Raw genomic sequence first — 13,855 nt, 5'->3', positions numbered from 1 at the left:
TTTCAGCGTGGCGCGGGGATCTCGCCGCCGCCGGCCTCCCGGCATAGGCCGACCCGCAGTACGTCGGCTTCGCAGCGGCCCACCAATTGCAGGTCTCCGATGGCCAGCGCGGGCAGGCCGAGCGCGGACACGACGGCCGTGATCCGGCCGACCTCGCCGCGGACGGCGGCCTCGTCGCACCCGAGCCGCGGTGCCGGGCCGCCGAGCGTCGGCGCGACCAGGATGTCGATGCCGGACATCTCCGCCGAGAACCTCGCTCGGACGGCCGCCAGCTCCTCGACGGCCCGGCGGTACTCCCGATGGCCGATCCCGGCAGTGTCGTCCAGCTTCCGTCGGACGCCCTCGCTGTAGCTCGTGGCGTTCCTCGGGTACGTGGCCTCGTGGGTGCGCCGGGCCTGCGCACCAACGATCGTCCAGTACGGCGGAAGGATGTCGTACGGCAGGGTGATCTCGCGGAGCTCGGCGCCCAGGTGGGCGAATTCGCCGGCCTGCTTGCACGCCTCGCCCACGCCGACAACCAGGCCCGACAGGGAGTCCAGCCGCCGGGTGACCTCTCCGGAGAGCGCCCGCCACACGCGCGCACAGTCGGCGACCGAGGTGGCCATCGGCCCGACCACATCGAACATCGGGGCGACGGGCGCGACTCCCTCGATGGACAGGGCACCGACCCTCGGGCGCAGTCCGACCACGCCACAGCAGGCCGCTGGGATCCGCACGGAGCCGCCGGTGTCCGTGCCGAGGCCGACCCGGGCGATCCCGGCCGCGAGCGCCGCCGCCGTGCCGCCGCTCGACCCACCGGGAGTCAGATGCTCATGGCGCGGGTTGCGCACGTCGCCCCAGTGAGGGTTCTCGCTCGTGACGCCCCAGGCGAACTCGTGCTGGTTCGCCTTGCCGACAAGGAGCCCTCCGGCGCGCTCCAGCCGCTCGACGCACGGTGCGGTGGCCAGCGCCTCCTCGCTTCCGTACAGGGCGGAGCCGCGTGTCGTGCGGAGCCCCGCGACGTCAATCATGTCCTTGACCACGAACGTCCAGCCCGACAGCTCAGCAGGTCTGGCGGTCAGCGGCAGGTCGCGGCCCGCGAGCCGGTCGATGACTGGCTCGGCACCGGACTCGATGAGGATGTTGTAGCCGCTGTGGAGGCGTATCGCCTCGGCGGACCTGGCGATCGCCGCCTCACGTTCCATGGTCGAGGACCTCCTGACACCTGCCCGGCGCTGGTCGAGCCAGCCGGCGGTGACCCGACGAGTGGTCCGGCCGCCTCGTGATCGGGCACATGCTGGCAGATTCGCTGTGCCGCGTCGAGTTCGGGAAGGACATCGACAGCGTAAGGCGAAGGGCGCACCGGCGCCGAGGTCAGACGGCCAGCGCGTCCAGCAGGGTCAGCAGGCGGTCGGTCTCGCGGTTGGGCCGGACGAGGGTGAAGACGGTGCGGCTCGTGTTCAGCCACGGCACGTCGGCGACCACCACGCCAGGGCCATACGCTCGCAGCGCGAGGTCGGGGACGAGCGCCGCACCGACGCCCGCCTCGACCATCGCCATCGTGACCTTGAAGTCGTCCGCGTACCCGGCCACCCGGGGGTGCAGGCTCCAACGGGAGAACACTCCGTCGAAGACGGAGGCGTCGCTGCTGCCGGGGTGATGCATGATCCATGGCAGATCAACGAGTTGCTCGGCCCGGTAGGGCGCCAGTTCGCTGGCCCAGTCACGCGGGAGGACGACCTTGTAGCGGTCCTCGGCGATCCAGCGCTGGCCCAGCGCGGACGGCCACGACAGGCCGGCGTTCCCCACCTGGTAGACGATCGCCGCGTCAATCTCGCCGCCGGCACCCAGCCGCGAAATGAGCTGGGAGGACTCGGCAACCGTGACCCTGATGCCGGCGCGTTCCCGGGGCTCCATCCGCCGCAGCACGCCGGTGAGCACGTCGACGAAGCTCGGAAAGACGCCCAGGTGGAACTGTCGGCCGCTGTTGCGGTGGACCGCCTGAACGGTGGCGACCATCCGCGCCATGTCGGTGAGCACGGTCTCCGCGTGCCTGGCCAGCACTCTGGCGGCGCTGGTGGGCACCACGCTGTGCGCCGAGCGGTCGAACAGCTTCACGCCCAGTTGCCGCTCCAGGGTAGCTATCTGCTGGGAGACGGCCGACGACGTGTAGCCGAGCCGGTTGGCGGCGGCGGCGAAGGACCCCAGCTGGATCACCTCGCAGAGGGTACGCAGGTGTTCCGGCTTGAGCATCAGTTTTCCTTGCTCTCAGGACTGCAAAGCATCGTGTTTATAGCGCTTCCCTCTCTATTTCGCCATTCCTACAGTGATGGACCAACGCCCCTCGAGACCGTGAGAGTCACATGAGCATCCGCGTGTACCGCAACACCGCCATCCATACCGGAGACAGCGGCAACCCCTTGGCTGAGGCCATGGCCGTGGACGGCGACCGCCTGCTGGCCGTCGGCGGGGAAGCGGAGGTGCGCGAGGCCGCGGGCCGGAAAGCGGAGCTGATCGACCTGGAGGGAGCGGCGGTGCTCCCCGGGCTCTACGACGCTCACATCCACACCGCGCAGTACGCGCAGAGCCTGGGCGCCGTGGACCTGCGTGAGGTGCGCTGCCTGGACGACGCCCTCGCCATGGTGGCCGCGCACGCGGCGCGGCTGCGGCCGGGCGCCTGGCTGTTCGGCGGCCGGTGGAACAGCAACACCTGGGATCCGCCGGCACAGCCGGACCGGTACGCGCTGGACTCGGTCTGTCCCGAACTGCCGGTCGCGTTGCCGAGCGTGGACGGCCACACCGTGTGGGCCAACTCTGCGGCCCTGGGGCTGGCCGGCATCGACGCGAGCACTCCCGACCCGGTGGGCGGCGAGATCGTCCGGGACGCGAACGGGGAGCCGACCGGCATCCTGCGGGAGGCGGCCTCGTACCCGCTGCGCAACCTCATGGTCTCCCCCGACCTGCGCGACCTGCTGCGCGCCGCCCAGGAGGAACTGCTCGCGCTCGGCCTGACCAGCGTCCACGACATCGACGGCGAGGACTGCCGGGCCGCCTACCTGGCTCTACGCGACGCCGACGAACTGAAGCTGCGCGTCCACAAGGCGATCCCGCTGGTCCACCTGGAGGCGGCCATCGCCGAAGGCCGCCGCACCGGGCAGGGCGACGACTGGTTCCGCACCGGGCCCGTGAAGATCTTCAGCGACGGGGCGCTCGGCTCGCACACCTGCCACATGAGCAAGTCCTTCGCCGGCGAGCAGGACAACGTGGGTATCGCGGTCACCCCGTACGAGGACCTCGTCAAGCTGTTCGCCAGCGCCGCGGATGCCGGCATCGCAGTGGCCACACACGCCATCGGCGACCAGGCCAACCACCTGGTGATCGACGCCTACGAGGCGCTCGGCCGGACGCCGGGGCTGCGCCACCGCATCGAGCACGCGCAGCACCTGCGGCCCGCCGACCTGACCAGGATGGCCAGGCTGGGCGTCGTCGCCTCGATGCAGCCGGTGCACTGCACCAGCGACATCGACCTGGTCGACTCCCTGCTGGCCGGCCACGATCTGGCCTCCTACGCCTGGCGCGGGATGCTGAACGTCGGCGTCGCGCTGGCGTTCGGCTCCGACGCCCCCGTCGAAAGTCCCGACCCCTTCGCCGCGCTGTACGCCGCCGTGACCCGAGCCCGCCCCGACGGCACCCCCGCCGGCGGCTGGCAACCCGAGCAGCGGCTGAGCATGGCCGAGGCCCTCACCGCCCACACCCTGGGCTCGGCCTACGCCGCTGGCGAGGAAGACCGCAAGGGCATCCTCGCGCCCGGCAAACTCGCCGACTTCATCGCCGTGGATACCGATCCCCACCGGGAATCGCCGGACGCGGTGCTGCACACCAAGGTCATGACGACCGTCGGCGGCGGCGAAATCCGCTGGCAGCGACCCTGAAGGAGCGCCCGTTGAAAACTCGAATCCTCACCATGCTCGCTGCCGGCGCGCTGGTCGCCGGCACCGCGGCCTGCGGTGCCCAGCGCCTGGACGACGGCAACGCGTCCGACGTGGCAGCCAAGATGCCCGCCGTCACCCTCGACCAGGCTCCCGCCGAAGAGAAGGCGGCCGACGTCATCAACGCCATCACCCCCGACAAGGACCTCGCGGCCAAGGCGCCGGCGAGCCTGAAGTCCGGCGGTTTGAAGGTCGTCTCCTCCATCGGCTACCCGCCGATGGAGCTGTTCGCGAGCGACGGCAAGACGCCGATCGGCTTCGACCCGGCGCTGGCCAGGGCGATCGCCAGGAAGCTCGGCGTCAAGGTGACCATCACCGACGAGGAGTTCAACTCCCAGATTCCCGGTGTGCTCACCGGCCGCTACGACTTCGTCATCTCCTCGATGACCGACAACCAGGAGCGGCAGGGCCAGGTCACTTTCGTCGACTACGTGCAAGCGGGCGCCGGGATGCTGGTCAAGAAGGGCAATCCTGCCGCCATCGCGGGACCCGGGGATCTGTGCGGCAAGACCGTGTCCGTCGTCGACAACGGCTCATCGATGGACCTGGCCGAGAGCTACGGTGCCGACTGCAAGAAGGGCGGCAAGCCCGCGGTGAACATCCTGAAGTTTCCGGGCGACTCGGAGGCCATGCTCCAGGTGAGCAACGGCCGGGCACAGGCCAGCATCACCGACTACGTGGTAGCCGCCCACAAGTCCGCCGACCCCAAGCTCGCGATGGAGGCGATCGCGCTCGAGGGCACCGAGAGCCCGTGGGGCATCGGGATGAAGCCGGACAACAAGGAGCTGATCGACTCCGTCAAGGGCGCGCTGGACTCACTCATTCAGAACGGGGAGTACGGCAAGCTGTTGGCGGCGTGGAACCTGGAGAAGCTAGCCGTCCAGTCCGCCGTGATCAATGGCGGTAAGTGACCGTGCGGACCGAACCGATCGCCGACGCGTCGGGCCTGCTGGTCCCCGTAGCGCGTCCCTGGCACTGGGGCCGCTGGCTGGCCGCGGCCGTCGCGTTGGCGATCGCCGGTCGGCTGGCGTACCTGGTCGTGGCCAACCCGCGCCTCGACTGGGGCAAGGTCGCCGAGTACCTGTTCGCCAACCGGATCCTGGACGGGGTCTGGGTCACCATTGAGATCTCGGTGCTGGCGACGGCCCTCGGGCTGGTGCTCGGCGTGCTGGTCGCGATCCTGCGGCTGTCGCACAATCCGGTGCTGGGCGGCCTGGCCACCTTCTACATCTGGTTCTTCCGCGGCACGCCGGTGCTGGTGCAGCTCATCTTCTGGTACAACCTCGCGTTCCTGTTCCCCGAACTGGTGCTCAAGATCCCGTTCACCATGATCGGCCTCAAGTGGGACACCAACCAGGTGATGACCGGCTTCACCTCGGCCATGCTGGGGCTGGGGCTGAACCTGGCGGCCTACTTCGCCGAGACGGTGCGCGCAGGAATCCAGGCCGTCGATCGCGGGCAGACCGAGGCGGCGTTCGCGCTGGGCATGACTCCCGCAAGGCGGATGCGGGTCATCGTGCTGCCGCAGGCGCTGCGCATCATCATCCCCCCGACCGGCAACGAGTTCATCTCCATGCTGAAGACCACCTCACTGGTCTATGTGGTCGCCGGGCACGATCTGATGACCAACGCGAGCCAGATCTACAAGGCGAACAACCTGATTATGGAGCTGCTGATCGTGGCGAGCCTGTGGTACATGCTCATTACCGCCGTGGCGACCTTCCTGCAGGGCAGGCTGGAACGCCGCTTCGGCTCGGACGCCGTACGGCTGGTGCGCAGCGGTGGCGTGGCGGCACGGATCCTGCCGAAGGTGGCCGCGTGAACCCCGTCGTACAGGCCTCGGGTGTCCGGATGAGCTACGGCGACGTGCAGGTGCTCAACGGCGTGGACCTCACCGTGGCTTCTGGCGAGGTGAGCTGCGTCATCGGCCCCTCCGGCTCGGGTAAGTCCACATTCCTGCGGTGCATCAATGGCCTGGAGCCGGTGCTGGGCGGAAGCCTGCGGGTGCTCGACGAGGAGGTTGGCCACACCCTGCGCGACGGCAGGTACCACCCCTGGACGCCCAAGGAGTTCGCCACCTTCCGCCGGAACATCGGCATGGTGTTCCAACGCTTCAACCTGTTCGCCCACCAGAACGCGCTGGAGAACGTCAGCTGCGGCCCCGTCCACGTGCTGAACATCCCGCCGGACCGGGCTAGGAGATTGGCGATGGAGCACCTGGAGCGCGTGGGCCTGGCCGACCACGCACACAAGCGTCCCCACCAGCTCTCCGGCGGCCAGCAGCAGCGGGTGGCCATCGCCAGGGCGCTGGCGATGAACCCGGCGCTGATGCTGTTCGACGAGCCGACCTCCGCGCTGGACCCCGAGCTGGTCGACGAGGTCCTGGAGGTCATGAAGGGCCTCGCCGCCGAGGGGATGACGATGGTCGTGGTCACCCACGAGATCGCCTTCGCCAGGGAGGTCGGCGACTGGCTGACCTTCTTCGCCGATGGCGTGGTCGTCGAGCGGGGCCGTCCCCGCGAACTCCTGGCCGCCCCAGGGCACGAACGGACCAGGGCGTTCCTCTCCAGCGTGCTCAGCCAGGAGCAACGCCAGGAAATCTAGGAGGAACACTTCCGGACCCGGCCAGTGGCTCGCCGGGCGCCCTCCGCTTGGAGGCCGCCCGGCCCAATGGCACCTGGGCGAGATCCAGGATGTGCGCTGGCCGTCCATCTGCGACCGAACGGATGACCAAGCTGCGGCAGCTTGACCTGTCGGTGTCGCCGAAGAGGTCACTGAGCAGGAAGCCCTAACCAAGCATGGCCCGTGAGATCGGGAGCCGTCAGTCCGAGGCCGCCGCTGGAAGCCCATACCTTTCGGCCGCGCGCGCCTTGGCCTTCGCGGCCTCCACCTCGCGGTCACGGGGAGGCGCCTTCGTCACGAGGCTGTCCAGTAGCGTTCGGGTGGCCGTCGTGACAGCGCGGACCGCCTCGTCGAACGCCTCCGCGTTGGCGGCGGACGGCCGTGTCGTTCCGCTGACCTTGCGCACGTACTGGAGGGCGGCGGCCTCGATTTCATCGCCGGTCGCGGGCGGTTCGAAGTTGTGGAGCACGCGAATGTTCCTGCACATGCCTCTACCATGCCAGTCCGAGCCGACAGATCAGTCCAGTGGCGGAGTCTTGGACCTTCCGCAGAGTCAGGGTATGGACATGGGCACCGGGTGACGTGAGCCGTCCGGCAGGCAGATCTCCGTCGACACGGCATCCCAGTCCAAGGCGACTGTCCATGCCTCTCGAGCAGGACCATAACCCATCTGTGAGGCTCGCGGTGGTGGTCCTGGGTGGACTGCTGCCAGGATCGGTGCCGGTGATCAGGGCTGACTCCTAACGCATCTGGCCGTCCACGATGTGCCCTGCACTTGACCTGTCGTCTTTGATCGCCGGCACCGGCCTGGCTCACCGTCTGGCCTGATCAGAAGCTTGCCCGCCATGCGGCGTGGCTCATCACAGATGTGCCGTAGGTGTCTCCACCCAGGCCGGTGCCAACGTCAACCACCGCCCCTGGGAAGGAGCAACGGCCTAATGCCCATGCTCGCAGAATTGGTCGACGCCATCATCGGCGTGGACACCCACACCGACACGCACACCGCCTGCCTGGTCGATCACACTGGCCGGGAGATCGCCACCGTCACCGTCGAGGCGAGCCCGGACGGCTACAGCGAACTGATCGCCTGGTCCTCCCACCAGGCGCCCGGCCCACGGTTGACCTGGGCGGTGGAAGGCTGCCGTTCACACGGAGCCGGGCTGCTGCGGGCGCTCCTGGCCGCGGGACAGCAAGTTGTCGAAGCTGGTCGGCCGCAACGGGCCGGTCGTCGGCCAGGCGGCAAGTCGGACCCGTCCGATGCACTTCTGGCCGCCCGCACCGCCCTGGCCGCAGCACATCACGCCCAGCCTCGCAGCGACGGCGACCGGGAAGCATTACGCATCCTGCTCGTGGCCCGCGAACACGCCAACGCAACTCGCACCGCCGCCCGTGTTCAAGGCATTGCTGCTGACCGCACCCGACCAACTACGCGAGCCGCTGCGCCGACAGTCAACGCCGCAGCAGACAGCCACATGCGCCCGGCTGCGCGTCCACGCCCGCCACACCCCCACCGAGCAGATCCTGCGGCAGACGCTACGCAGTCTGGCCCAACGCATCCGTCAGCTCGACCGAGAGATCCGCGCCAACGAGCGCCAACTCAACGGTCTGGTCGACGCGATCATGCCCGCGTTACTGGCCGAACCCGGCGTTGGTCCGGTCAGCGCCGCAAACTTGATCGTCGCCTGGTCCCACCCCGGCCGGTGCCGCTCCGAAGCCGCCTTTGCTGCCCTGGCCGGGGTCAGCCCGCTACAGGCCTCCTCCGGCCGCATCACCCGTCATCGGCTCAACCGCTTCGGCGATCGCCAGCTCAACCGAGCCCTGCACACCATCGTGAATTGGCGCATGATCCACGGCCACGGACCGACCCAGCACTACCTGACCCGCCGGCGCGCCCAGCAAAAGTCCGACGCCGAGATCCGCCGATGCCTCAAGCGCTACACCGCCCGACACATGTTCCGACTTATGGAAGCCGCTGCAACGACTTGACAGGCCATAGAAGCGTCAGGTTGGCCCCGGCACCTTCGCCGAAGACGACGGACCGCTCGAACGAGAACTGGTATTCGCCATCACGCTCCCCCACCTCGATGCGCCATCCAGTGCAGTCGCTATCGCTGTCATCGACGATCAGGTGCCGGACGCCATCGACGTCGCTCTCGAAGTGATATGCAGGAATTGCTCGGGTTGGCTCATGCACATCCCCAAGTCTGACGGCAGCGAGGGGTCGACGGCGACCGTCAGCGCCCGGTGAAAGCAGTTCAAGCGGGGCAGGAGGGTTCGACCCGGGCAAACGCGCCGTCCGAGTTTCGAACTTCCCGGAGCCGCTGGCGACGCAGCAGGTCTGGCAGCACCTCCGCGGCACTGTATCGGCCACGGCGAGATTGAGGGCGGACGGCGCGGGCTTGACCACCATAAGCCCGCGGGAGTGATCGGTCACAGCTGCTCGACGACCTGCAGTAGTTCCGGGTTGAGTGTCCAGCCGTGCGTGCCGAGCAGCGCGCGCAGTTCAGCCAGCGCGGAGCGCGCCGGTGCGCCGGTGGTCAAGGTCGTGTAGCGGGCGGCGACCGCGGGCGTGCGACTCTGACCGGCGGCGCAGTGCAGCAGCACGACGTGGCCCTTCTTGCGCAATTCGAGGACCATCCGGGCGGCCTGATCGACGACGAAGTGCGGCTGCGCATTGGCGCCGGGCTGGTCGACCAGCCACGCCGACACCCGGTTGGCCACGGGCACGTCGTTGAAGTCGTCGCAGCCGACGCGACACAGGGAGACCACCGCGTCGGCGCGGGCCGCGGCCGGGTCGGTGTGGAGGTTGCCGAGGATCACCCCCGGGTCGTGCGGGTGCGCCAGCATCAACGGCGCGACCGGTTGCCGTGGCGCGCGGGCGCAGCCTGGCCATCCGCCGCGGTCGGTGGTGCCGCCTCGGGCGGTCAGCACGGCCAGGCGGATCAGGTCCGCGGCGTGCCGGTTCGGCCAGCCGTGAACGATGCGCTGCCAGGCCAGGGGCACTGCGGAGGAGCCCCATCGGGCGCCGAGCAGTGCGCCGGCGATCGCCGCGACGGTGTCGGTGTCGTCGCCGGCACGGACCGCCGCGGTTAGAGCGCGTTCGAGCTGCTGGCAGGGGAAACTACCCTGGCGTGGGTTGTGGTCCGGAACGTCGGTGTGTGTGATCGCCGACCAGGCGGCTTGCAACGCGGGGACCACGAACCCGTTGGGCCGGAACTGCTCCGGCGGCTTGGACTCCGCCTCGGTCAACCAGCCCGACCATCGGTCACGGCGTTGCGCGGGCAGCAGGTCCAGACCCTCGCGTACCCCGTCGAAGGTCCCGTCGAGCACCGCCCGGCGGATGCCGGCGCACCACAGCACACACGCGTCCGCGGCCAGGGGGTCGTAATGGGTCAGCTCACTGACTGCGCGGGCGGCTTCCGCGAGCGCCTCCGGATCGCCGAGATAGGCCAGCGCAACCGGCGCGGTGCGCATCAGCGACCCGTTGCCGGCGCTGCGGCCAGTCCGCCGGTGCAGATCAGCGGCTGCGTCTCGCATCGCCGCGGCAATGCCCGGTCCGCTCACGTGCGAGACCGCGTCCAGGACCCTGCGGGTCTGTGCACCGATGTCGCTGGCGCCCTCCCGTTTCCACCGGAGAAAGTGGCCAGCGATGCGGTCGAGGGAGTCGCTGCGGCACAGGTCCGCCCCGGTGGCGGAGACCTCCGCGATGCACATCGCCATCTGGGTGTCATCGCTGTACTCACCCGGCGCGTATGGGCCGAGTCCCCCACCGCGCATCTCAGGCTGCTCGTTCGCCGGAAGCGGCGGTCCGAACTCGTACGGCACGCCCAGCGCGTCACCGCACGCCGCAGCGAGGAGCACACCGGCAGCCCGGTCGCTCTGGATCACATCCAGCGGCACAGTCGGTGTCATCAAACTCCCCCACCCTCGCAACTCCCACATCCTCATGGCCGGCGCCGCCGTCATAAGGCCGCTGGTCACTATGTCAGCCGGGTACGACGTTCTGTACGCCGCTCGGGCCTACATCAACGCGCTGAACTGGGCGCCCTACGGGCGCCTGTCCGCTTTCGGGGTTGAACAGGGGAACGAACCGCGCCTGCGGCAAGGCCAGCGGGAGCAGCAAATGGACGAGATGTCCCACTAGCCAGGACTCGTGCGCGCCCGTGCCGCGCAGCCGGCCCTCCCTTACCGGCGTACAGGTCCGGTGTCCCTCTGCTCCCCCCGCTATCCCCGCGCCGAACGTGATGCAAGGCTCAGCAGTCGTCCTGCTTCCACTTGCCGTCTTCCCGCACCCGCGGCTCCTTGTTCTGGTTCAGGGCAGGCACGTCATAGGTGTAGGTCACTCGGGCCAGATCCCCTGAAATCTGCGCCTCGAAGGTCTCGATCGGCATCGCCTTTGCCGTACATCTGCTTGGCGGCCGTCAGCATGCCGGTGAACTCGCTGAGGGTCACGCGTTCCTTGCACCTGGCCGCGAACAGCTCGTAGCCGGCCGTAGGCTTCGCGTCGAGGAAGGCGTCCGAGTACGCCACCACCGCCTGGCGAAGCTCCGCCTCCTCGCTGGCGGCCTGAGCGGTCGGGCTGGCAGCCGCATCCGACGCCGTACTGGCGGCAGGAGCTGGCGATGTCGAGGACGGAGCGGCTTCCGGCTTATCGGCGTTGCTGCTACAAGCAGTGATGGAGAGCAGGCAAAGGGGCGCCGTTGCGTTATCGGATCGGCGGACGTGTTGAACCCGGGTCGGGTCCTCGGTCAGATCGCTTGGGCGAGTTCGGTGAAAGCAGCGGCGACCCGCGTCGCGGGCGAGGCGTCGACGGCGAGTTCGTAGTGGCCGCGTCGGAACGTCGCTCGGGCGCCATCTCCTGGATGGCGCCTCAGGAGCGGGTCACGCTGCGATGTGCGTCGCCACCGCCTCGAGGACGGGGGCGAGATCCGCGGCGTCGATCACCGCGTCGGGCCGGAACGGGAGCCGCGCGAGCCGTTCGACACCGCTGGCCCAGATGGTGCGCTCGTCGGGTGCCGGCGCGTGCAGCTCGATCTTCTCGCCGCAGCAGGCATTCGAAGTACGCCATGTTCTCCACCCCGCCCAGCACCGGCGTCCGCACCTCCCGGAGCGTGCCGAGGGCCCGACCCGTGTCCAGATGGGAGACCTCGGCCGGCGTCACCACCAGGATCGTTCCCACCCGTCCGGCACCAGAGAGCACGCCCTGCTGCGTGAAGCTGATGCCGGGCGGCAGATCCACGACGAGGGCCTCGACATCACCCCAGTTCGTTTCCTTGATCAACCGGCCGAGCATGAGGTCGCCCAGGTCCGACCCAAGCGGGAGCCCCTGGTTGCCTGCCATGAGGAAGCCCACGGACGCGACCTTGAGGCCGCCCACCTCCATTGCTTCCAGCCCGGAGCCGACCTGGCCGCCGCGCGTCCACCGCGCGAGGGTGACCGACTGGGCCGGCACGTCGCGGCGCAGGCCGAGCATGCGCGGCACGTCGGGGCCGGCGATGTCGGCGTCGACCAATCCGATCCTGCGGCCGGATCGAGCCAGCTCACGTCCGATCGCGACCGCGACGCTCGACTTTCCCACGCCGCCTTTGCCGCTGGCGACGGCGATGATCGGCAGTTGCGCCAGCGATTGCCGGGAGAAACCGGGTACGTCCATGTAGCAACCGTACTAATGCGCGCGCGACAGCGGAGACCGGCGATTCACGCGCACAGGTGGAGTGGCGATGACGCGTCAGATCTCGGCGGCCGGGCTACGGCGGGACACCTTCCGGGTTTCAGTCATGCCTCACTCCGCCGTGCAGGCGGCATAGGAGATCGCCCCTTGAACATCCGCTTACCTGCAAGACCGAGCGACGTCTTGGTCGTCCAACCATGACGCTGCGTGACGCGCGGTCAGCGGCACGAGCGAATCCGTCCTCTCCGGCCAAGTCGATAACCGGTCGGCGTGATACGGCGGAGTGGATAAGGTCCGAGGCTGTGCGACCCCCCGAAATCACCGTTGCGACCGTGGCGGACCGTGCGCGAGTCGTCAGTTCATTGGTCGCCTCGTTCCCCAAGGATCCTGTCCTGCGGTATCTCTTCCCTGACGAGGGTACCTACCCGCTGTATGCGGCCACCTTCTTCGGGCACCTCTTCGACAAGCGTGTGCAGAAGGGGACGATCTGGACGATAGAGCGCGGCGCATCGACCGCCATCTGGGAACCTCCTACAACCGGGAACGCGTCCTCGGACGACGACCTCTCCGCTCACCTACCCGCCGACGCGCTCGCCCGCGTCCGCGCCTACGACCGGGCCGTGCACGCCGCCCTACCGACCTCCCCGTTCTGGTACCTCGGTGTCCTCGGCACTCACCCGGACAGCGCCGGTCGCCGGTGGGGTCACGCTGTCATGGACGCTGGGCTGAGCCGAGCCGCCGCGGACGGCCTGCCCGCGGTTTTAGAGACCAGCAACCCGGCCAACGTCGAGGTGTACCGCCGTGCCGGATGGCAGGTCGTACGTACCCTGACCGAGCCCCTGTCCATCTGGGTCATGCAGCAGCAACCGGCCTGACGACCGGCGGCGGCCTACATTCGTCCGTGGCCCGACGTCCTGGTGTCAGCACGGCAGGTCCCCCAACGGCGCCAACCAGGTCGATGACGTCGGGTAGCGCGCTCATCGCGGACGCGGATGTTCGATGGGGGGCGCGCACCCCCACCCCGATGCCCGCTCAGCAGTCAAACACCGACCAGCAGATTTCGTTCCGCAGCCGCTGGTCATCGAGCACGAGCTCGCGGATCGCCTCCGGGAGTTGGTCACGCTGCCATCGGCACTCGAGTCGCCCTGCGGCATCGCTCTCGCCGTCCGGGGCCGCAGCACGTGCGGCCTTGATCGCATAGGCGGCCGCACCGAGTTCGTGCGCGGCCACGTGTGCGACGGCCCCGGCCTGGCCGGCAGCGTACGCGGCATGCCGCGCCGCCCCACGCAGGTCTCTGGCCGCGCCCATGGCACGGCCGCCCGCCGCGCGAGCCTGCACCATCTTGACCTCACCACGCACCCAGGCGCGGGCGTGCTCGATCGCTTCCCGTGGTCGTGGGTCCTCGGGCTGAACCGACTCGAACAGGTGAAGGACGTGCTCCGCGCACGACGCCGCCCAAAGAGCGAGGAGATGATGATCCGAATCGGTGAGGGTCCCACCGCGACGAAGCGTGATGAAGCGAGGGTCCCGAACCTTCGGGAGGATCATGGGTCGGCGCTCTTTCTGCTTGTGTCCGTGCAACCCCACAGGGCGC

General features: G+C 69.1%; 13 protein-coding genes and 2 pseudogenes. 7 read left to right on the top strand and 8 right to left on the bottom strand.

All coding sequences use genetic code 11. The annotated features are described in order from the left end of the window. Nucleotides 1–2: 2 nt before the first annotated feature. Nucleotides 3–1,184, bottom strand: a complete 1,182-nt coding sequence (locus tag Q2K19_RS22645) for an amidase (protein WP_302763521.1) — start codon at nucleotides 1,182–1,184, stop codon at nucleotides 3–5. A 169-nt stretch (nucleotides 1,185–1,353) separates the two neighbouring features. Further along, on the bottom strand, nucleotides 1,354–2,232 hold the full coding sequence (locus tag Q2K19_RS22640; protein WP_302763520.1) for a LysR family transcriptional regulator: 879 nt from the start codon (nucleotides 2,230–2,232) through the stop codon (nucleotides 1,354–1,356). A gap of 110 nt (nucleotides 2,233–2,342) precedes the next feature. On the opposite strand from Q2K19_RS22640, the gene Q2K19_RS22635 reads away from it, so the two are divergent. The 4 genes from Q2K19_RS22635 to Q2K19_RS22620 are packed head-to-tail and all read left to right on the top strand — an operon-like array spanning nucleotide 2,343 to nucleotide 6,572. Beyond that, nucleotides 2,343–3,911 (top strand): amidohydrolase, encoded by a 1,569-nt coding sequence (locus Q2K19_RS22635; RefSeq protein ID WP_302763519.1) that lies wholly within the window; start codon nucleotides 2,343–2,345, stop codon nucleotides 3,909–3,911. 32 nt (nucleotides 3,912–3,943) lie between these two features. Continuing rightward, entirely contained in the window at nucleotides 3,944–4,879 is a 936-nt protein-coding gene (locus tag Q2K19_RS22630; RefSeq protein ID WP_302763517.1) for an ABC transporter substrate-binding protein, read from the top strand. A 2-nt stretch (nucleotides 4,880–4,881) separates the two neighbouring features. Further along, on the top strand, nucleotides 4,882–5,790 hold the full coding sequence (locus tag Q2K19_RS22625; protein WP_302763514.1) for an amino acid ABC transporter permease: 909 nt from the start codon (nucleotides 4,882–4,884) through the stop codon (nucleotides 5,788–5,790). Further along, nucleotides 5,787–6,572 (top strand): amino acid ABC transporter ATP-binding protein, encoded by a 786-nt coding sequence (locus Q2K19_RS22620; RefSeq protein ID WP_302763513.1) that lies wholly within the window; start codon nucleotides 5,787–5,789, stop codon nucleotides 6,570–6,572. Before Q2K19_RS22625 ends, Q2K19_RS22620 begins: the two co-directional genes overlap by 4 nt. 217 nt (nucleotides 6,573–6,789) lie before the next feature. Here Q2K19_RS22620 and Q2K19_RS22615 read toward each other — a convergent pair whose 3' ends face one another. Then, complete coding sequence (locus Q2K19_RS22615; protein WP_302763512.1) at nucleotides 6,790–7,077, bottom strand: DUF2277 domain-containing protein; 288 nt, start codon at nucleotides 7,075–7,077, stop codon at nucleotides 6,790–6,792. 358 nt (nucleotides 7,078–7,435) lie between these two features. On the opposite strand from Q2K19_RS22615, the pseudogene Q2K19_RS22610 reads away from it, so the two are divergent. Together Q2K19_RS22610 and Q2K19_RS33390 are read left to right on the top strand one after the other, a co-directional pair. Beyond that, a pseudogene (locus tag Q2K19_RS22610) lies at nucleotides 7,436–7,921 on the top strand (IS110 family transposase); the annotation flags it as partial. Continuing rightward, nucleotides 7,848–8,576, top strand: a complete 729-nt coding sequence (locus Q2K19_RS33390) for a transposase (RefSeq protein WP_368046157.1) — start codon at nucleotides 7,848–7,850, stop codon at nucleotides 8,574–8,576. The pseudogene Q2K19_RS22610 and the gene Q2K19_RS33390, both read left to right, overlap by 74 nt. A 444-nt stretch (nucleotides 8,577–9,020) precedes the next feature. Here the strand turns inward: Q2K19_RS33390 and Q2K19_RS22600 are convergent, their stop codons facing one another. The 4 genes and pseudogenes from Q2K19_RS22600 to Q2K19_RS22585 all read right to left on the bottom strand — a co-directional run bounded on the left by Q2K19_RS22600 (nucleotide 9,021) and on the right by Q2K19_RS22585 (nucleotide 12,243). After that, entirely contained in the window at nucleotides 9,021–10,502 is a 1,482-nt protein-coding gene (locus Q2K19_RS22600) for an ADP-ribosylglycohydrolase family protein (protein ID WP_302763510.1), read from the bottom strand. Between the two features lie 341 nt (nucleotides 10,503–10,843). After that, a complete protein-coding gene (locus Q2K19_RS22595; RefSeq protein WP_302763508.1) occupies nucleotides 10,844–10,981 on the bottom strand; it encodes a hypothetical protein in 138 nt (45 codons plus the stop codon). 357 nt (nucleotides 10,982–11,338) lie between these two features. Continuing rightward, nucleotides 11,339–11,425: pseudogene (locus Q2K19_RS22590) on the bottom strand (IS6 family transposase); the annotation flags it as partial. Between the two features lie 35 nt (nucleotides 11,426–11,460). Then, nucleotides 11,461–12,243, bottom strand: a complete 783-nt coding sequence (locus tag Q2K19_RS22585) for a P-loop NTPase (protein ID WP_302763506.1) — start codon at nucleotides 12,241–12,243, stop codon at nucleotides 11,461–11,463. A 350-nt stretch (nucleotides 12,244–12,593) separates the two neighbouring features. On the opposite strand from Q2K19_RS22585, the gene Q2K19_RS22580 reads away from it, so the two are divergent. Then, complete coding sequence (locus Q2K19_RS22580) at nucleotides 12,594–13,136, top strand: GNAT family N-acetyltransferase (RefSeq protein WP_446839610.1); 543 nt, start codon at nucleotides 12,594–12,596, stop codon at nucleotides 13,134–13,136. 157 nt (nucleotides 13,137–13,293) lie between these two features. Here Q2K19_RS22580 and Q2K19_RS22575 read toward each other — a convergent pair whose 3' ends face one another. Continuing rightward, nucleotides 13,294–13,809: a putative immunity protein gene (locus tag Q2K19_RS22575; RefSeq protein WP_302763503.1), complete on the bottom strand. Its 516-nt coding sequence runs from the start codon at nucleotides 13,807–13,809 to the stop codon at nucleotides 13,294–13,296. Nucleotides 13,810–13,855 lie beyond the last annotated feature (46 nt).

This window comes from Micromonospora sp. NBRC 110009, from assembly GCF_030518795.1.
In the GTDB taxonomy this organism is placed as follows: domain Bacteria; phylum Actinomycetota; class Actinomycetes; order Mycobacteriales; family Micromonosporaceae; genus Micromonospora.
Note: the sequence above shows the minus strand (reverse complement) of the source record. Positions and strands in the feature narration are given on the sequence as shown.